This window comes from Saccharopolyspora gloriosae, from assembly GCF_014203325.1.
GTDB lineage: Bacteria > Actinomycetota > Actinomycetes > Mycobacteriales > Pseudonocardiaceae > Saccharopolyspora_C > Saccharopolyspora_C gloriosae.
Map to the genome: position 1 here is coordinate 1,542,430 of NZ_JACHIV010000001.1, position 16,107 is coordinate 1,558,536.

General features: G+C 71.9%; 20 protein-coding genes. 15 read left to right on the forward strand and 5 right to left on the reverse strand.

Going from position 1 to position 16,107, the window contains the following annotated elements; translation table 11 throughout:
- Window positions 1-6: 6 nt before the first annotated feature.
- On the reverse strand, window positions 7-465 hold the full coding sequence (locus tag BJ969_RS07005) for a peroxiredoxin (protein WP_184478014.1): 459 nt from the start codon (window positions 463-465) through the stop codon (window positions 7-9).
- Window positions 466-673: 208 nt separating this feature from the next.
- Between BJ969_RS07005 and BJ969_RS07010 the strand changes: the two genes are divergently transcribed.
- The 8 genes from BJ969_RS07010 (at window position 674) to BJ969_RS07045 (ending at window position 8,154) form a co-directional block, all read left to right on the forward strand.
- Entirely contained in the window at window positions 674-1,246 is a 573-nt protein-coding gene (locus tag BJ969_RS07010) for a type 1 glutamine amidotransferase domain-containing protein (RefSeq protein ID WP_184478015.1), read from the forward strand.
- Window positions 1,247-1,261: 15 nt separating this feature from the next.
- Window positions 1,262-2,383, forward strand: coding sequence for a baeRF2 domain-containing protein (locus tag BJ969_RS07015; protein WP_184478016.1), 1,122 nt, complete (start codon window positions 1,262-1,264; stop codon window positions 2,381-2,383).
- A 17-nt stretch (window positions 2,384-2,400) separates the two neighbouring features.
- Entirely contained in the window at window positions 2,401-2,730 is a 330-nt protein-coding gene (locus BJ969_RS07020; RefSeq protein WP_184478017.1) for a DUF2795 domain-containing protein, read from the forward strand.
- A 93-nt stretch (window positions 2,731-2,823) separates the two neighbouring features.
- Window positions 2,824-3,753 (forward strand): serine hydrolase, encoded by a 930-nt coding sequence (locus tag BJ969_RS07025; protein ID WP_184478018.1) that lies wholly within the window; start codon window positions 2,824-2,826, stop codon window positions 3,751-3,753.
- A 270-nt stretch (window positions 3,754-4,023) separates the two neighbouring features.
- The gene (locus BJ969_RS07030; protein ID WP_184478019.1) at window positions 4,024-5,040 is read left to right on the forward strand and encodes a substrate-binding domain-containing protein; all 1,017 of its coding nucleotides are present in this window, start codon (window positions 4,024-4,026) and stop codon (window positions 5,038-5,040) included.
- A 30-nt stretch (window positions 5,041-5,070) separates the two neighbouring features.
- Window positions 5,071-6,408, forward strand: coding sequence for an extracellular solute-binding protein (locus tag BJ969_RS07035; protein WP_184478020.1), 1,338 nt, complete (start codon window positions 5,071-5,073; stop codon window positions 6,406-6,408).
- On the forward strand, window positions 6,405-7,322 hold the full coding sequence (locus tag BJ969_RS07040; protein ID WP_343071273.1) for a carbohydrate ABC transporter permease: 918 nt from the start codon (window positions 6,405-6,407) through the stop codon (window positions 7,320-7,322). The genes BJ969_RS07035 and BJ969_RS07040 overlap by 4 nt, the downstream gene beginning before the upstream one ends.
- On the forward strand, window positions 7,312-8,154 hold the full coding sequence (locus tag BJ969_RS07045) for a carbohydrate ABC transporter permease (protein ID WP_343071274.1): 843 nt from the start codon (window positions 7,312-7,314) through the stop codon (window positions 8,152-8,154). The genes BJ969_RS07040 and BJ969_RS07045 overlap by 11 nt, the downstream gene beginning before the upstream one ends.
- On the opposite strand, the gene BJ969_RS07050 is transcribed toward BJ969_RS07045, so the two are convergent.
- Window positions 8,115-8,378, reverse strand: coding sequence for an HC3 family zinc finger protein (locus BJ969_RS07050; protein WP_184478021.1), 264 nt, complete (start codon window positions 8,376-8,378; stop codon window positions 8,115-8,117). The genes BJ969_RS07045 and BJ969_RS07050 overlap by 40 nt on opposite strands.
- Before the next feature lie 170 nt (window positions 8,379-8,548).
- Between BJ969_RS07050 and BJ969_RS07055 the strand changes: the two genes are divergently transcribed.
- The 7 genes from BJ969_RS07055 to BJ969_RS07085 all read left to right on the forward strand — a co-directional run bounded on the left by BJ969_RS07055 (window position 8,549) and on the right by BJ969_RS07085 (window position 12,550).
- Entirely contained in the window at window positions 8,549-9,412 is an 864-nt protein-coding gene (locus BJ969_RS07055; protein WP_246456702.1) for a helix-turn-helix domain-containing protein, read from the forward strand.
- A gap of 4 nt (window positions 9,413-9,416) precedes the next feature.
- Window positions 9,417-9,596 carry a DUF397 domain-containing protein gene (locus BJ969_RS07060; RefSeq protein WP_184478023.1) on the forward strand — a complete coding sequence of 60 codons (180 nt, stop codon included), beginning with the start codon at window positions 9,417-9,419 and terminating at the stop codon, window positions 9,594-9,596.
- 104 nt (window positions 9,597-9,700) lie between these two features.
- Window positions 9,701-10,225, forward strand: a complete 525-nt coding sequence (locus BJ969_RS07065; RefSeq protein WP_221315730.1) for a hypothetical protein — start codon at window positions 9,701-9,703, stop codon at window positions 10,223-10,225.
- Entirely contained in the window at window positions 10,212-10,859 is a 648-nt protein-coding gene (locus BJ969_RS07070) for a dienelactone hydrolase family protein (RefSeq protein ID WP_184478024.1), read from the forward strand. Before BJ969_RS07065 ends, BJ969_RS07070 begins: the two co-directional genes overlap by 14 nt.
- A gap of 94 nt (window positions 10,860-10,953) precedes the next feature.
- Window positions 10,954-11,418 carry a hypothetical protein gene (locus tag BJ969_RS07075; RefSeq protein ID WP_184478025.1) on the forward strand — a complete coding sequence of 155 codons (465 nt, stop codon included), beginning with the start codon at window positions 10,954-10,956 and terminating at the stop codon, window positions 11,416-11,418.
- The gene (locus BJ969_RS07080) at window positions 11,415-11,726 is read left to right on the forward strand and encodes a transcriptional regulator (RefSeq protein ID WP_184478026.1); all 312 of its coding nucleotides are present in this window, start codon (window positions 11,415-11,417) and stop codon (window positions 11,724-11,726) included. The genes BJ969_RS07075 and BJ969_RS07080 overlap by 4 nt, the downstream gene beginning before the upstream one ends.
- A gap of 41 nt (window positions 11,727-11,767) precedes the next feature.
- A complete protein-coding gene (locus BJ969_RS07085; protein WP_184478027.1) occupies window positions 11,768-12,550 on the forward strand; it encodes a DNA-formamidopyrimidine glycosylase family protein in 783 nt (260 codons plus the stop codon).
- A 135-nt stretch (window positions 12,551-12,685) separates the two neighbouring features.
- Here BJ969_RS07085 and BJ969_RS07090 read toward each other — a convergent pair whose 3' ends face one another.
- From BJ969_RS07090 to BJ969_RS07100, 3 genes are all read right to left on the reverse strand, one after another.
- The gene (locus BJ969_RS07090) at window positions 12,686-13,525 is read right to left on the reverse strand and encodes a MerR family transcriptional regulator (RefSeq protein ID WP_221315731.1); all 840 of its coding nucleotides are present in this window, start codon (window positions 13,523-13,525) and stop codon (window positions 12,686-12,688) included.
- A 218-nt stretch (window positions 13,526-13,743) separates the two neighbouring features.
- A complete protein-coding gene (locus BJ969_RS07095) occupies window positions 13,744-14,871 on the reverse strand; it encodes a cytochrome P450 (protein ID WP_343071275.1) in 1,128 nt (375 codons plus the stop codon).
- Entirely contained in the window at window positions 14,868-16,103 is a 1,236-nt protein-coding gene (locus BJ969_RS07100; protein ID WP_184478029.1) for an MAB_1171c family putative transporter, read from the reverse strand. The genes BJ969_RS07095 and BJ969_RS07100 overlap by 4 nt, the downstream gene beginning before the upstream one ends.
- Between the last annotated feature and the right edge of the window lie 4 nt (window positions 16,104-16,107).

Sequence of the window (16,107 nt, forward strand, 5' to 3'; positions counted from 1 at the left end):
GGCCGCTCAGGCGCTGCGCTTCTCCCGCAAGAAGGTCAGGGCCGTGTCGGCGTGGGAGGCCATGTTGAACTCGCTGCGCACGACTTCCAGCACGGTGCGGTCGGCGCCGATGACGAAGGTGTGGCGCTTGACCGGGAGCGGGCCGAAGCGGCGCTTCACGCCGAACTGCCGGGCCACGACGCCTTCCCGGTCGGACAGCAGCGGGTAGTCGAACGAGTGGGTCTGCGCGAACGTGGCCTGCTTGGAGACGGTGTCGGTGCTGATGCCGACGGGTTGCGCGCCGAGCTCGGCGAACTCCGCGGACAGGTCGCGGAAGTGGCAGCTCTCCGCGGTGCAGCCGGAGGTCATCGCCGCGGGGTAGAAGAACAGCACCACGGTGCCGTTGCCGAGCAGCTCGGAGAGCTTGCGTTCGGTGCCGTGCTGGTCGGGCAGGGCGAAGTCGTCGACGGTGTCGCCTGGGCGCATGGTCCGGCTCCTTGATCGTGGCTGGCCCGGTCACCTTAACCGCCGGTCCGGGCCCGTGGTCACGATGCGACCCGCCAGATCTCCACCGGTCTCGCTCCGCGGTCCGCTCGCCTCCACCCGCGGTTTGCCGCCGGGGTGCGCCGGGTAGGGCACGGCAGAGCGGCGAGGCACGGACGTCCCGCCGCGTCCCCCGTGGGAGGTGTGAGTGATGAGCGCGGACCTGAACGGTGCCAAGGTCGCTTTCCTGGTGGCGCAGGACGGCATTGAGCAGGTGGAGCTGACCGAGCCGTGGCGAGCCGTGGAGCAGGCGGGGGCCCGCCCGGAGCTGGTCTCGCTGCAAGCCGGTTCGGTGCAGGGTCGTGACCACTTGGAGAAGGCCGACACGTTCCCGGTGGACAAGATCGTCACCGAGGCGGCGCCGGACGAGTACGACGCGCTGGTGCTGCCCGGCGGGGTGGCGAACCCGGACGCGTTGCGCCGGGTTCCGGACGCGGTCCGGTTCGCCGGGGAGTTCTTCGCGCAGCAGAAACCGGTCGCCGCGATCTGCCACGCCCCGTGGCTGCTGGTGGAGGCCGACGTGGTGCGCGGTCGCCGGATGACGTCCTACCCGAGCCTGCGCACCGATCTGCGCAATGCCGGCGCCGAGTGGGTCGACGAGGAAGTGGTCGTGGACTCCGGCCTCGTGACCAGCCGGAACCCGGATGACCTTCCCGCGTTCTGCGCGAAGGTCGTCGAAGAGATCGCGGAGGGCAAGCACCGGGCACAAGCGCGCAGCGCGTGAGCAGAGGAGTGGTCGATGAAACTCGCGTTCCTGCAAGACGTCTACGGATATCAAGGACCGTTCGCGACCGTGTACCTGGACACTTCGGCGGACGCCGAGGACGCGGCGAAGGCGGTGCAGCTGCGCTGGCGTTCGGCCAGGGAGCAGCTCGCGAGCGCGGGCGCGGACGAGCAGACGCTGCGCGCGCTCGACGAGACCGTGGACCGCCACGAGTACCGCATCGGCCAGCGCGGGCAGGTCCTCGTCGCCACGGGTGGCGAGGTGGTGTTCGGGGAGGAGCTGCCGCAGCCGCCCACCGACGCCGCCGACGACGAGAAGGTGCACTTCGGGACGTTGCCGCACTTGCTGCCGTACCTGCGGTTGCGCGCGTCGCGCATCCCGCACGTGGTGGCGCTGGTCGACCACGTCGAAGCGGAGCTCACGATCGTCGCGGCGGGCGCCGAGCCGCGCACGCGCAAGGTGCAGGGCGGCGACCACCCGGTGCACAAGGCGCGCACCGGCACGAACGACGAGAACGAGCAGCGCTTCCAGAACGCCGTGGAGGAGCAGTGGCTGCACAACGCGAAGGAAGCGGCCGAGGAGATCGGCAAGCAGGCCATGCGGGTCGGTGCCGAGGTCGTGGTGCTCGCGGGTGATCCGAAGCAGCGCAAGCTGGTGCACGAGAACCTGCCCGGCGGCGTGCGGGATCGCACGGTGCAGACGGAGACCGGCTACCCGGATCGCAACGCCTCCGGCGAGGGCCTGCGACGGGAGGTCGCCGACACGGTGGACTCGGCGGTGACCGCGCACGTGGACGACGCGGTGCGCGAGTTCGAGCAGCAGCGCGGCAGGCAGGAGCGGGCCGTCGAAGGCTGGCGCCCGGTGGTCGAGGCGTTGCAGCGGGGACAGGTCCGCACGGTGCTGTGGGGGCGCCCGGATTCGGTGTCGTGGCTGCACGTGGGCCCGGTGCCGAACCAGGTCGCGCTCGACGAGCGGGAGCTCACCGACATGGGGGTTTCCAGCCCCGGCCACGCCCCGGCCAGCGCAGCCGTGGTGTGGGCGGCGGCGGGCACCGATGCGGACCTGGTGCTGGTCGATCCGGAGAAGGTGGAGCTGACCGAGGGGATCGGCGCGGTCCTGCGCTACGCCGCGAGCTGACGACGAGGGAGCCGAACATGACCACGACGCGCGAGACGGTGCAGAAGTCCCTGTCGGCGGTGGACTTCCCGGCGGACAAGCAGCAGCTGCTCGACCACGCCCGCGACAACGGCGCGGACGAGGGCACGGTGAACGCGCTGCGGGCGATGCCGCCGGCGGAGTACGAGAACCTCACCGAGGTGGTGCGCTCGGTGCCGCTGGACAAGGCCGACGAAGAGGGCCAGTCCGATGCGGACAAGGCGCGCCAGGCCCGGCAGCACGTCCGGCCGGGCGTCGCCGAGCACGAGCGCGAGGCACCGGCGAACCCGATCGAGCAGGAGTTGGGCGAGAACCGCAAGGGCGGCTGAGTCCTGCGATCGAGCTGGTGACGGCGTTACGGTCCGGGAGGCACGTTCGATGACCCGGAGCTTCCCGCCGGGTCTCGACGTTATGAGCTCCTCATGGATGATTCCGGTCGTTGGCACACGCCCGCACGAGTTCGTCCGCGGTCGGTGGTGCTCGGTTGCCTGTTCCTGGTGGTGGTGCTGTTCGGCGCGGCCTGCGGCTCCACCGTCGGCAGCAGCACGGCGGACGCCGACTCCGGCCCGTGGTGGGTGTCCCGCGCGGGGTACCCGAAGCCGCAGGCGCATCCGCCGCGAGCGCACCCGAATCCCGTGGTGCGCGACCTGGTCCGCGAGGTCGATTCGGAGGCCGGCGAGCTCTCCGGCAGCACCGTCGCGGTGGCGGTGCTGGATCGCGAATCCGGTGAGGTCGTCGGTGGTGAGCACGCGGACGACCGCATCGGCACGGCGTCGCTGTCGAAGCTGTTCGTGGCCGTCGACGTGGCGCGTCGCCGCTCGGAAGGCATGCCCGTCTCGGGCGCCGACGTCGACCTGATCCGCCGCTCGCTGGCGGTCAGCGACGACGCCGCGATGAACGCGCTGTGGGACCGGTTCGACGGCGCGGGCGCGATTTCGCGGCTCGCGGTCCGCTACGGGCTCACCCGGACCCGGCCTCCCGCGGTTGCGGGCAACTGGGGCGATACGGAGACCTCCGCGCGGGACGTGGCGACGGTCCTGGGGCAGGTGCCGACGCTGCCGGAGGCGGAGCGTTCGTTGATCCTCGGGTCGCTGGACGCGGCGCCGCGCACGGCGGCCGAGGGGTTCGACCAGGGCTTCGGGCTGAAGGAGTCGAAGCGGCCGGTGGCGGTGAAGGCGGGCTGGATGTGCTGCGAGCACGGCCGCCGCGCGGTGCACAGCGCCGGGCTGATCGGCCCGGACCGCCGCTACGCGGTGGCGTTGCTGTCCACCCAGCCGTCCTCGAAGAGCTACTCGGAGGCGTCCGAAGTCGTCACCGAGGCCGCGGAACCCCTGCTCGAAGACCTCGGCTGACCCGACGTCCCCGGGTCCGCGATTTCGCGAGAGATTGACGGACCCCGGCGTGTCGGACACCGCATGTGGACAACTGTTCTGGCTGCTCGGGAGAGGTCTCGCGGTCGGTGGGGGAAGGTTTCGCCTCGGTCGGGTGGCTCAATTTCTCGCGACATTGCGGGAGTCGTCCACAACGCGACAGGTCCGCTTCGGGGTGGGCGATCACGGGGTCGGCGGCGGGGTCGTTTCGCTACGCTGGCGTCTCGCTGCACGGCTACGAGGGGATCCACGGTGAAACGGCCCACCATCATCGACATCGCGCGCCACGTGGGCGTGTCGAAGGCCGCGGTGTCCTACGCGCTCAACGGCCGTGCCGGGGTGTCGGCGGCCACCAGGGAACGCATCCTCGACGTCGCCGCCCAGCTCGGCTGGGACGCGGCGGGCCCGGCGCGCACGCCCGCCGCCGACCGCACCGGCACGATCGGCCTGGTGCTGGCGCGCCCGCCGCAGGAGATCCGCGCCGAACCGTCCATGGTGAACTGGCTGGCGGGTATGGAGTCCGCGCTGGCCGAGTACGGCCTGGTCCTCAACGTGGCGCTGACCTCCGATGAGGACGCCGAGCTCGGGACCTACCGGCAGTGGGCGGCGGAGCGCCGCGTCGACGGCGTGATCGTGACCGACCTGCGCACCGCCGACCCGCGGGTGCCGCTGCTGCGCGAGCTGGCGCTGCCCGCGGTGGTCATCGGCGAGCAGGAGCGGGTGCCGAACGTGGCGGTGCTGCGCTTCGCCGTGGCCGACGAGGTCCGCGCCGTGGTGGAGCACCTGGCCGAGTTCGGCCACACCCGCATCGGTCACGTGCAGGGCGGTTTCGACCTGGAGCACACCCGACGGCGCAACGCGCTGCTGCGCGCGCGGGTGCGGGAGCGGCTCGGCACCGACCTGGTGAAGGTCGAGGCCGATCCCACGGAAACCGGTGCGGCGCAAGCCACTTGGCGACTTCTCGCCGCGGATCCGCCGCCGACGGCGATCGTCTACGACAATGACCTGATGGCAGTGGCCGCGGTCGCCCGCGCCGCGGAACTGGACGTCCGGGTGCCCGCCGATCTGGCGGTGCTGTCCTGGCAGGACTCGATGCTGTGCCGGGTGGTGACCCCGCCGGTGACGGCGTTGTCGCAGGACGTCGCCGATGATGCCGCGGCGGCGGTGCACCTGCTGCTGGAGTTGATCGAGACCGGTGCCGCCGACGACCTGGACGTGCCGCCGCGCGTGCTGATCCCGCGGGCGAGCACGGCGGGCGGCTCCGGGTGAGGTGAGCACGGCCAGAACGAGGAGACAACGGTGTTCCCACGTTCGAGCGAGGCCCCGCGCGATCGGGTCCGCGCCCGCTGCCCGGTGCTGGCGCTGGTGGTGCTGGTGCTGGCGGGCGCGCTCGCGGGGTGCGGGACCGAGCCGCGCCGGCTCGTGTACTGGGCGAGCAACCAAGGCGCGAGCACCGCGCAGGACCGGGAGGTGTTGCGCGCCCAGCTGGCCAGGTTCACCCGCGACACCGGCATTCCCGTCGAGGTCGACGTGATCCCGTGGAACGACCTGCTCAACCGCATCCTGGGCGCGGCGACCTCCGGGACCGGTCCGGACGTGGTGGACCTGGGCAACACCTGGTCGGCCTCGTTGCAGGCCACCGGCGCGTTCGTCGAGTTCGACGAGGCGCTGCTGGATCGCCTGGGCGGGCGTGACCGGTTCTTGGCGAGCAGCATGAGCTCGGCGGGCATGCCCGGCCGCCCGCCCGCCTCGGTGCCGTTGTACGGGTTGTCGTACGCGGTGTTCTACGACAAGCAGCGCTTCCGCGAAGCGGGGATCGCGCGGATTCCGGAGAGCTGGGCGGAATTCCTCGACGTCGCCGGTCGGCTCACCGACGGCGGCCGCGCGGGGTTGACGGTGCCCGCCGCGAGCTACACGCAGAACGCGCACTTCGCGTTCCTGTTCGGGATGCAGCAGGGCGCCCGGTTCATCGACGAGCGCGGTGCCGCCACGTTCACCACGCCGCGGGCGGTGGAGGCTGTGCTGCGCTACGTGGAGCTGATGAGCCGCAACCGGGTGGTGCGCGCGGACGACGCCGAGACGGGTTCGGCCCCGGAGTCCGTCGCGGAGTTCACCGCCGGGCGAGCGGCGATGCTGATCGCCCAGAACAGCGCCCTTCCGGCCATTGTGGACAGCGGGATGGCGGCAGAGGATGTCGGGGTGTTCCCGTTGCCGCTGCCCGATCCGCTGCCGCCCGGCGGCTCGCCCGTGCGCAGCCACGTCGGCGGCAGCAACGTCGCCGTGCTGCGCGACAGCCCGCGCCGCGAGGAGTCGCTGCGGCTCGTGGAGTTCCTCACCAGCAGGCGCACCCAGGTCGAGCTCAGCCGCAGCTACGGCAGCCTGCCGGTGGTCGAGGACGCCTACTCCGAGCCGGAGTTCTCCACCGGTCACGCTGCGGTGTTCGGCCGGTTGCTGGCCCGCGAGTCGGTGCCGGTGCCGATGATCCCCGACGAGAGCCGCTTCGAGACGACGGTGGGTGCCGCCGTGCGCGACCTGTTCGCCCGCGCCGCGACGGGCCGCCCGGTGGGGCGCGAGCAGGTGCGCGCCGAGCTGGCGCGGGCGCAGCAGCAGATGCGCGCCGCCGGGGGGAGCGGGTGACCACGCGGTCGCACCGCGTCCCGTGCGGACCGTCGGTGCCGTACCTGCTGCTGGCTCCCGCGGTGGTGTTCGAGGTCCTGGTCCACCTGCTGCCGATGCTCGGCGGGCTGTGGATGAGCCTGCACGAGCTGAACCAGTTCTTCGTGCGGGACTGGACGTCGGCGCCGAACGCCGGGCTGGACAACTACCGCGTCGCCGTGGACTTCGACGGTGCGGTGGGCGCGGAGCTGTTGCGCTCGTTCGGCGTCACGGCGGCGTTCTCGGTGCTGGTGGTGGCGTTGTCGTTCGGCCTGGGCCTGACGGCGGCGACGTTGTTGCAGCGCCCGTTCCGCGGCCGGTTGCTGGTGCGCGGCCTGTTCCTGGTGCCCTACGCGCTGCCGGTGTACACGGCGGCGCTGGTGTGGAAGTTCATGCTCGATCGCGGTGATGGCGCGGTGAACGCGGCGCTGGGCGCGGTCGGCCTCGGTGGCGGCGAGTTCTGGCTGCTGGGGCAGAACGCGTTCCTGAGCCTGGTGGTGACGGCGGTGTGGCGGTTGTGGCCGTTCGCGTTCCTGGCGCTGATGGCGGGCCTGCAGTCGATCCCGGCGGAGCTCTACGACGCGGCCGAGGTGGACGGCGCCGGTGCGGCCCAGCGGTTCCGGCTGATCACGTTGCCGCTGCTGCGGCCGGTGGCGCGCGTGCTGGTGCTGGTGCTGTTCCTGTGGACGTTCAACGACTTCACCGTGCCGTACGTGCTGTTCGACGAGTCGGTGCCGCAGGCGGCGAACCTGATCTCGGTGCACGTGTACCAGAGCTCGTTCCTGACCTGGAACTTCGGCTTGGGGGCGGCGATGTCGACGGTGCTGCTGCTGTTCCTGCTGGTGGTGGTCGCGCTGTCGCTCGCCCTGACTTCGAGGAGCAGGCGTGCGACGTGAACCGCGCGGGTTGCGGGTGCTGCGGGTCGCCGGTCTCGGCGGGCTGGGGCTGTTCACCGCGTTGCCGCTGTGCGTCATGGCGCTCACCGCGCTGAAGCCGCTGGAGGACGTGCGGGACGGGTTCACCTGGTGGCCGTCGCGGGTGACCGGCGGCGCGTTCGTCACCATGTGGTCCACAGTGGACTTGGCGGAGTACTTCGCGAACAGCGCCGTGGTGGCGGCGAGCTCGGCGGTGCTGTCGGTGCTCGTCGCGGTGCCCGCCGCCTACGCGGTGAGCCGCTACCGCTTCCCCGGCCGGGACCTGTTCCGGGCGGCGGTGCTGTCCACCCAGATGCTGCCCGGCATCCTGTTCCTGCTGCCGCTGTACCTGATCTACGCCTCGATCGGCCAGGCGACCGGAATCCTGTTGCAGGGCAACCTGATCGGGTTGGTCGTCACGTACTTGACGTTCTCGCTGCCGTTCTCGATCTGGATGCTGGTCGGCTACTTCGACACGGTGCCCGCGGACCTCGACGAGGCGGCGATGATCGACGGGGCGGGCGTGCTCGGCACCTTGGTGCGGGTGGTGCTGCCCGCGGCGAAGCCCGGCATCGCGGCGGTGCTGATCTACGCGTTCATGACGGCGTGGGGGGAGGCGCTGTTCGCCTCGGTCCTGACCGACGCGGGTTCGCGGACGCTCGCGGTGGGGCTGCGGGAGTACTCGACGGAGTCGTCGGTGTACTGGAACGAGGTGATGGCCGCGTCGCTGACGGTGAGCCTGCCCGTGGTCGTCGGCTTCCTGCTGCTGCAGCGCTACTTGGTCCGCGGCCTGACGGCGGGCGCGTTGCGCTGAGCGGCGGCAACGTCGCGGCGGGTGCGCGCGGCGTCCCAGCAGGCCGCGCAGGTCGGTGCCAGCCAGTCCTCCGGGGAGGCCTTGGTGATGGTGATGTCCTCGCCGCACAAGGACTTCCGCTGCTGACCGGGGTGCGGTCGTTCGGTCGGGAGCATCGCGTGCCGCGCTCCGTCCACCGGACGCCAGTACGCCACCGGCCCGTCGCCGCTGTACACCCGTCGCACCGCGCTCTCCTCTCCTGTGGGGAGGCGGCGACCCCGTCGGGGTCGGGGGAGGACCGGGGCCGCCGCCGCGATGAACGATAGCGGTGGCGATATCTCAAATGGTATTCCCTGATCGTGTAACGATCACCGGCTCGTACGCTGAGCGGGCCAGTCATGCCGAAAGGACCGCAATGCCTCCGCTTTCGCCTACCGTCATCGCGTGGCAACTGGGAACCAGGGTGCGTGAAGCCCGCGACTCGGTGGGGCTCACCGCCGTCAACGCGGCCAAGCAGCTCGGCATGTCCCAGAACTTCTTGAGCGACCTCGAACACGGCAAGCGCAGGCTCACCGAGACGAAGCTCGAAGCGATGATCCAGGTCTACGGCATCGACGTCGCCGAGCAGGCCGATCTGCGGTCGATGCTGGAGGAGTCGGGCCGACGCGGCTGGTGGGCGAAGTACTCCGGCATCTTCCCCGCCGAAGTCCTGCGCTACTTCGGCTACGAGCACGGCGCGGAATCCGTCCAGACGCACGAAAGCCTCCTGATTCCCGGACTGCTGCAAACCGAGGCGTACGCGCACGCCGTCGTCACCAGCGACGGCCCCAACATCCGCACTTCCGAAGCGGAACAACGAGTCGAAGTCCGACGTCGCCGTCAGCAGCGCTTGACCGACGATGACCCACTCGTGCTGACGGCCGTGCTCAGCGAAGGCGCGTTGAAGCAGCAGGTCGGCGGACGGGAAGTCATGGCAGGGCAATTGCGCCACCTGGCGGAGATGATCGAGAAGTGCCCGGACACGCTGGAGGTGCGGGTCGTTCCGTTCAGTGCCGGTGCGCATGGTGCGTTGGGTGCGTCGACGTTCCACATCCTGTACTTCCCGGACGCACGCCTTCCGCGAGTCGCCTGGCAGGAGAACGTCACCTCGTCCGCTGTGATGGAACATCGGCCCAAGGTCGGGCAGTTCGGCGCCACCTACGCGGAATCGTTGAAATGCGCGGCAGGGCGCCAGGAATCCTTGGAGATGATCCACCGGGAGCTGGCCGGGTTAGGGTGATCCGGTGGCTCTGGAACAGGCTCGCTGGTTCACCTCCAGCTACACGTCGAACGCTGCGGCTTGCGTGGAGGTCGCGCTGACTCCTGCCGTTGTCGGCATCCGGGACACCAAGGACCGCAGCGGCGGCACCTTGATCGTCGACCGGGAGCGGTGGAACTCCTTCCTGCGGGCCGTCACCCGCTGATCGGCCGGTGGGTCGGCTCACCGGGGGCGGCCGGGATTAGCCCGCGCGTGCGCGGGTAGCCGGGGTGCGGATGTCCTGTCCGCACGAGAACGGAGACGCGCGCGATGTCGGACCCGCTGGATGCTTCGACGCCCTCGGCCGACGAGGTCGGCCCGGACCCCGAAGACCCGCAGGACCCGGCCGAACTGCAATCCGCCGGGGACCTCGACGAGGACGAACTCGGCGTCGACCCGCTGGAAGCGGGCGTCGAACCGCCGGAGCACTGGTCGCAGACCACCGCGGCCAGGCCCACGCCGCGCGAGGAACGCGCAGGCGAGACGCTCGACGAGCGGCTCGCCGAGGAGCGCCCGGAAACCGGTGCCGACCTCGGCGAACCCCTCGCCGAAGCGCCGCTGAGCGAGCTCGACGAGACCGTGGACGAGCGGGCCGCCCGCGAGGTCGCCGACGGCGCCTCCGGCGAGCGGGTCGCCGCGTCGGCGGAGATCGACGAGGAATCGGGCGTCGTCCTCGAAGGCGCCGACGTCGAGAACACCGGCCTGTCCGCCGACAGCGGTGAAGGCGAGGTGGCGGAGACCTCGTCGTCCGCGCCGGAGGAGAACGCGGAGCGGGTGCGGAATGGCGGAGCCTGAGCAGGTCTCGCTCCCGGCGGTGCACGGCGCCAGCGCCCTCACCGGTGACCTGGCGCTGCCGCACGACGAGGCGCCGCTGGTGATCTTCGCGCACGGCAGCGGCTCCTCCCGGCACAGCGAGCGCAACCGGTGGGTCGCCGCGCGGTTGCAGGAAGCGGGCTTCGGCACGCTGCTGATGGACCTGCTCACCGACGAGGAGTGCGAGCGCGACGCGCACGGCGAGATGCGCTTCAACATCCCGCTGCTCACGGTGCGGGTGCTCGGCGTCCTCGACTGGTGGGGGCGACCGGCCGGGCTGTTCGGCGCGAGCACCGGTGCCGCCGCGGCGCTCGGCGCCGCCGCGCGCAGGCCCGACGGGGTGCGAGCGGTGGTGTCCCGAGGGGGCAGGCCGGACCTCGCGACCGGGCCGCTGGCCGAGCTGCGGGCGCCGACGCTGCTCATCGTGGGCGGTGCCGATCCCGAGGTGCTGGAGCTCAACCGCCGGGCCGCCGCCGGGCTCACCGCGCCGCACGAGCTCCACGTCGTCGACGGCGCGACCCACCTCTTCGAGGAGCCGGGCGCGCTCGACCGGGTCGCCGGGGAGGCCTGCGAGTGGTTCACCGCCCACCTGGCCGCGCCGTCGCCGTCGAGGTGACCGCGCCGCCGCCTTGAGTGCCCCTTCTTGGAATCCACTTCCCGATCTGTGTAGACTTTCCATATAGAAAGTCAACACGACGGGAGACCGCCCGATGTCTGATTCACCCGAGCTCGACCAGGTCGCCGAAGTGCGCCGCAAGCTCGCCGCCCACGCGCAGTACCCCCTGCTCTACTGGGCGCTGCTCGGCGTCGTCGTGATGCTCGTGTCCGGCCTCCCGATCTGGTCGGCCTGGCTGCCCGACGGCGGCTACTACCTCCAGTGGGCGATGGCCGCGATCGCCCTCGGCTCGGCCCTCTACGCGCGGCGGCGGCGGAGCCGCACCGGCGTCCACCTCCCCAAGCGGTCCGGTTCCTACCCCAGCGCCTGGCCGTTCTGGGTGATCAGCCTCGTGATCTTGGCCGTCGGGTTCGCGGTGGTGACCGTGCTGGTCCGCCACGACCAGCTCGTGATCGCGCTGCTGGTGCTCCCGATCCTGGCGGTCGGCGTGGTCGCCACCGAGTTCAAGACCCGGGCGATGATGGCCCGCGACATCGAAGAAGGCCGGGTCCGGTCGTGAGCGGAGACGACCGGGCCGACGGTCGCGAACCGGTCTTCGAGACCGGACCCCGGCTGGCGCTGTGCGCGCTGCTGCAAGGCGCAGACTGGGTCGAGTTCCGGACCGCCCGCGACATGCTGGGCGTCAGCGACTCCGCGATCTCCAAGCACAGCCGCACCCTCGAAGACGCCGGCTACCTCGAAGTCCGCAAGGGCTCGGTGGGCCGCAAACCCCGCACCTGGTTCCGGCTCACGCCGTCCGGGCGGGACGCCCTGCGCGGCCACCTCGACTGGCTCGCGCAACTCCGCCACGCCCTCGACCCGAACTGAGCGCGGGGTTGCCGCGGGCAGTGCGCGGGTAGGCCGGGGCCGTGCCAGAACTGCCGGACGTCGAAGGATTCCGCCGGGTCGCCGAGCGCGCGACGGGGCGGACCGTGTACGAGGTCGAAGTGCGCGACGCGCAGGTGCTGCGCGGAGTCTCGGAATCCGAGTTCCGCGCGGCGATGCGCGGAACGCGGCTCGGCACCCCGTGGCGGCACGGCAAGTGGCTCGCACTGCCCACCGGTGAGCGGTTCCCGCAGCTGCTGCTGCACTTCGGCATGACCGGCCGCCTGCTGTGGTGCGACCCCGGCGACGAGCTCCACGCCCACGACCGCGTGCTGCTGCGCTGCGACGGCGGGGACCTGCGGTACCGGGACATGCGCAAGCTCACCGGACTGCACCTGGCACGCGAGCGGGCCGACGTCGACGCGCTGCTCGGCGACCTCGGCCCGGACGCGCTCGCCGCCTCCGCCGCCGACTACCGGCGCCGGATCACCCGCACCAGGCGCGGCGTCAAATCCGCGCTGATGGACCAGGCGGTGCTCGCGGGTCTCGGCAACCTCACCGTCGACGAGGTGCTGTGGCAGTCGCACATCCACCCCGCCCGCGGCACCCGCGAACTCAGCTCGGACGACCTCTCCCGGCTCAGCAGGCGAGCCCACGCGGTGCTGCGCCAGTCCGCGAAGGTCGCGCACGTCCCGGACCGGCCGTCCTGGCTCACCGGTCACCGCGACGAGCCGGACCCGCACTGCCCGCGCTGCACCACCGCACTCACCCGGAGCACCACAGCAGGCAGGACCACCTACCACTGCCCCCACTGCCAACCCCTGTGAGTCGCCCGGCTTGCGCAGGGGTCGTTTGGCGGGTTCTCAGGTTGCTTTGGTGGTCGCTGCTCAGCGGCTTCGCCGCTGACAGGACAACCACCGGTCGCGACGATCACCTGGGAAGCCAAGGTCAAAGGTAGGTGGTCAGGTGGTGGGCGCGTCTTGGGTGGAGAGTTCTTCTGCCAGTTCCATGCAGCGCAGCCGGGCCGGGGAGATGTCGTAGGGCAGCTTGGTGGTGGCTTCGAACGCGCTCATGGAGTCGGTCTCGTCCTCGGCGGGGTGCGCGGCGTCCCAGGCTTCGAAGAGGGCATCGTCGTCCTCGTCCAGACCGGATCGCTCGATGGCGGCGTGCAGGGCGCTCTCGAAGGCGTGCCGCTCGGCGGCCACTTGCGCCACTCGCGGATCGTCGACGGCGACGCCGTCGTCGAGCGCCTCCTCGGCCGCGTCGACGCGGTCGGATTCCTCCCGCAGCGCGGGGTGCGCGGCCAGCGCGATGAAGCGGGTGGCCCGGACGGCCGCACCGAGCGGGCCGAAGATCCGCTCGGTGACCAGCAGACCGTCCAGGTCCTCCTGGCGCAGGGAGTCCGCGGGCAGGCCCTTGAGGCGATCGGTGACGAAGTCGGAGAGCAGGCCCAACCGGCTTCCTTCGGTGCGCATCCGCTGCACGGCGGTCCGCTGCCGCCGCAATTCCGCCTCCTGCGCGGCGAGGGTCCCCGCCAGCCGTTCCAGGACGCCTGCGACGCCCGCTTCGCCGTCCGCGCCGGTGGTAGAGGCGGTGCGGATGTCGTCCAGGGCGATGCCGGCGTCGGCCATCTTGCGGATCCACAGCAAGCGGATCATGTCCTCGTACCCGTAGCGGCGGCGGCCGTCGCCACCCCGCTCCGGCTCGGGGAGCAGGCCGATCTCGTGGTAGTGGCGAATCGCCCGCGGCGTGGTGCCGACGAAGGCCGCCGCGTCACCGATCTTGACCTGACGGGGCGGCATGAAAGACGAGTGCACGAGCGGGAACCCTTCCTCACGGCATCGGGACGTCGAGTCCACCGGACCACATGCCGTCGCGGAAGGTGCAACCCCGAACGCGCCCGCCGACGCCTGCGCCCCCGCGTTGCGCCGTGGCACCGGTGCGCTTCCCGGCGGCGATCAGCGACGACAGCCCCTGCCACGCCTCCGCTCGCCCATCGCGAGTCGGCGCGGCGAGCCGTTCACCCCGGGGAGCTCGGCAGGGTCGCCGGGCCGCGGTGGCGGAAGTTGCCGCGCCAGGTGGCGGTCTCCGGGGTGACGGCGAGGGAGAGTCCGGGGCGGGCCTCGCGCAGCGCCTCCACGGCCGCCACCGCGATCACCCGGGTCAGGGCCGATGCGGGGCAGGCGTGGATGCCGTGGCCGAGGCTCAGGTGCGGGTTCGGGGAGCGCTCCGGGGAGAACGCCTCCGCGTCGTCGAAGACGTGCTCGTCGCGGTTCGCCGAGGCCAGCGACAGCAGCAGCGTGTCCCCGGCGGGAACGGTGACGCCGTCGACGGTCAGCTCCGCCAGCGCGTAGCGGGGAGCGGCGAGCAGCTGCGGCGGGTGGAAGCGCAGCACCTCCTCCACGCCCTGATCGAGCGAGGCGCCGGTCCCGAGCAGGCGCAGCACCGCCGACGACACCGCGTGCACCATGATCTCGTACCAGACGAACAGCAGGTAGAACACCATGCTGGTGAGCTCGTCGGAGTCGAGCCGCTCTCCGGCGCGAGCGGTGAGCAGCCCGGACAGCAACGTCCCATCCGGCGGTGCGGACCCCAGCGCGCCGCCGATGATCCGCCGCATGTCGTGCATCGTGTCCCGCGCGCGCGGCTCCGAACCGGGGGAGTGGCGCAGCAGCGCGTCCGCCCACGCCGCGAAGTCCCGCCGCGCCTCGGCGGGCAGCGGCAGCAGCTCGGCGATGACCCGCACCGGCAGCACCACGGCGAAATCGGCGACCAGGTCCACGTCCGCGGGCAGCGAACGGGCGAGTTCTCCCGCCACCGCACGCACTTCCGGCGCCATCGCTCGCACCCGCTGCGCGGTGAAGCTCGGCGCGATCTCCCGGCGCAGCCGGGTGTGCCGGGGCGGATCGCTGTTGAGCAGGTGCGCGTCCAGCTGCGGCGGCAGGTCGAAACCCGCGTAGTCCGCGCCGTTCGAGTGCTCCCGGTTCAGCGCGAGCCGCTGATCGCCGAGCAAGCCGCGCACGTCGGCGTAGCGGGTGAGCAGCCACGCCTCCGGGCCGTCCGGGGTGCGGACGCGGTGCACCGGGCCCGCGGCGCGCAGCTCGGCGAGCGCGGCGAACGGATCGGACGCGGTGAAGAGGTCGGTCACGAAGGGGATTCCGTTCCTGCCGTGGGACGAGCCGGGGCGAGTTCGGCCAGCACGTCCCGGACCACCGGGTGCGGGCCGGTGAAGGCCTCGCCGATCAAGCACAGCCAGTGCAGCTCCTCGGCCAGATCACGCCGCGGATCCTGCTCCGGGAAGCGCCACACCGCTGCTTCGGCACCGTCCATGCCGACGTCCTCGCGGATCATGGCGCTGCCCGAACCGGGCCGCTCACCGGCTTCGTGGGCGCGCAGCCCGGCGGCGATGCGCGCGGCCTCGATCGTCGCGGCGCGCTCATCGCCGGTGAGGCCGGCGCGGTCGGCGTGGCGCTCGGCCACCGCGACGACCCGCGGATCCAGGTACGGGCGCAACTCGCGCAGCAGGTCGTCGGTGGCGATCAGCCAGCGGTACTCCGCCGACTCCAGCCGGGTGTTGCGCACCAGCTCCGGATCCAGCGGGCGCAACGCCTGCAGCATCGGGCGCAGGTACCGGCGGGCCCGCCAGCGCCGCAGCAGACGCGGCATCGACGGCAGCACGTAGCCCACCGCCATCACGCTCGCCCCGGCGGTCGCGCTGACCGGCGCCACCACCGTGCTCACCACGGCCAGGTCCCCGCCGAGCCACGTGGCCGCGACCGCGACGACCTTCAGCGCCGAATACCCCAGGCCGAGCGCGACGCCGATCGGCACCAGCGTCACCCCCAGCCGCAGCCAGCGATCCCGCGCGTGCGGGCGGATCCGCAGGCAGATCAGCGCGCTGCGCACCAGGCCCAGCGAGTACGCGCCCAAGTACACCGCGAGGAAGACGGCGATCTCCGCGACGCCCGAGTAGTGCGCGTCGAAGTCCAGCACGTGCGCCGCGTCGTGCACCGGGGCGACCGCGAACAGCAGGGCCATCACGACCAGCACCGCCGTCGTGCCCAGCACCAGCGTCCGGCCCGCGGGCACCGCCGACTCCCTGTCCCGCGCCAGGTTCACCGAGCACACCTGCAACGACGCGGTGCACAGCACGATCGACGAGTACACCGCCAGCGTCGACAGGTTCGGCACCCCGGACGCGGCGCCGACCGCCAGGTACACACCGGGGATGGCGAAGTTGAACCCCGACGCCACGAACAGCAGCGCCAACGTGATCGCGCCCAGCCGCGGATCCCGCGGATCGCGCAGGAAATCGCGCAACTTCCAGAGGAACGCGCTCAACTGCAGCAGCAGGGCCAGCGGGTACAGGACGGAGAACACCGGA

What these genes read in the sequence shown, in the direction of transcription:
- BJ969_RS07090 (WP_221315731.1), bottom strand. Translation starts at nt 13,525, where the DNA reads ATGCCGCCCCGTCAGGTCAAGATCGGTGACGCGGCGGCCTTCGTCGGC.
- BJ969_RS07010 (WP_184478015.1), top strand. Translation starts at nt 674, where the DNA reads ATGAGCGCGGACCTGAACGGTGCCAAGGTCGCTTTCCTGGTGGCGCAG.
- BJ969_RS07070 (WP_184478024.1), top strand. Translation starts at nt 10,212, where the DNA reads ATGGCGGAGCCTGAGCAGGTCTCGCTCCCGGCGGTGCACGGCGCCAGC.
- BJ969_RS07065 (WP_221315730.1), top strand. Translation starts at nt 9,701, where the DNA reads ATGTCGGACCCGCTGGATGCTTCGACGCCCTCGGCCGACGAGGTCGGC.
- BJ969_RS07055 (WP_246456702.1), top strand. Translation starts at nt 8,549, where the DNA reads ATGCCTCCGCTTTCGCCTACCGTCATCGCGTGGCAACTGGGAACCAGG.
- BJ969_RS07075 (WP_184478025.1), top strand. Translation starts at nt 10,954, where the DNA reads ATGTCTGATTCACCCGAGCTCGACCAGGTCGCCGAAGTGCGCCGCAAG.
- BJ969_RS07005 (WP_184478014.1), bottom strand. Translation starts at nt 465, where the DNA reads ATGCGCCCAGGCGACACCGTCGACGACTTCGCCCTGCCCGACCAGCAC.
- BJ969_RS07015 (WP_184478016.1), top strand. Translation starts at nt 1,262, where the DNA reads ATGAAACTCGCGTTCCTGCAAGACGTCTACGGATATCAAGGACCGTTC.
- BJ969_RS07020 (WP_184478017.1), top strand. Translation starts at nt 2,401, where the DNA reads ATGACCACGACGCGCGAGACGGTGCAGAAGTCCCTGTCGGCGGTGGAC.
- BJ969_RS07025 (WP_184478018.1), top strand. Translation starts at nt 2,824, where the DNA reads ATGGATGATTCCGGTCGTTGGCACACGCCCGCACGAGTTCGTCCGCGG.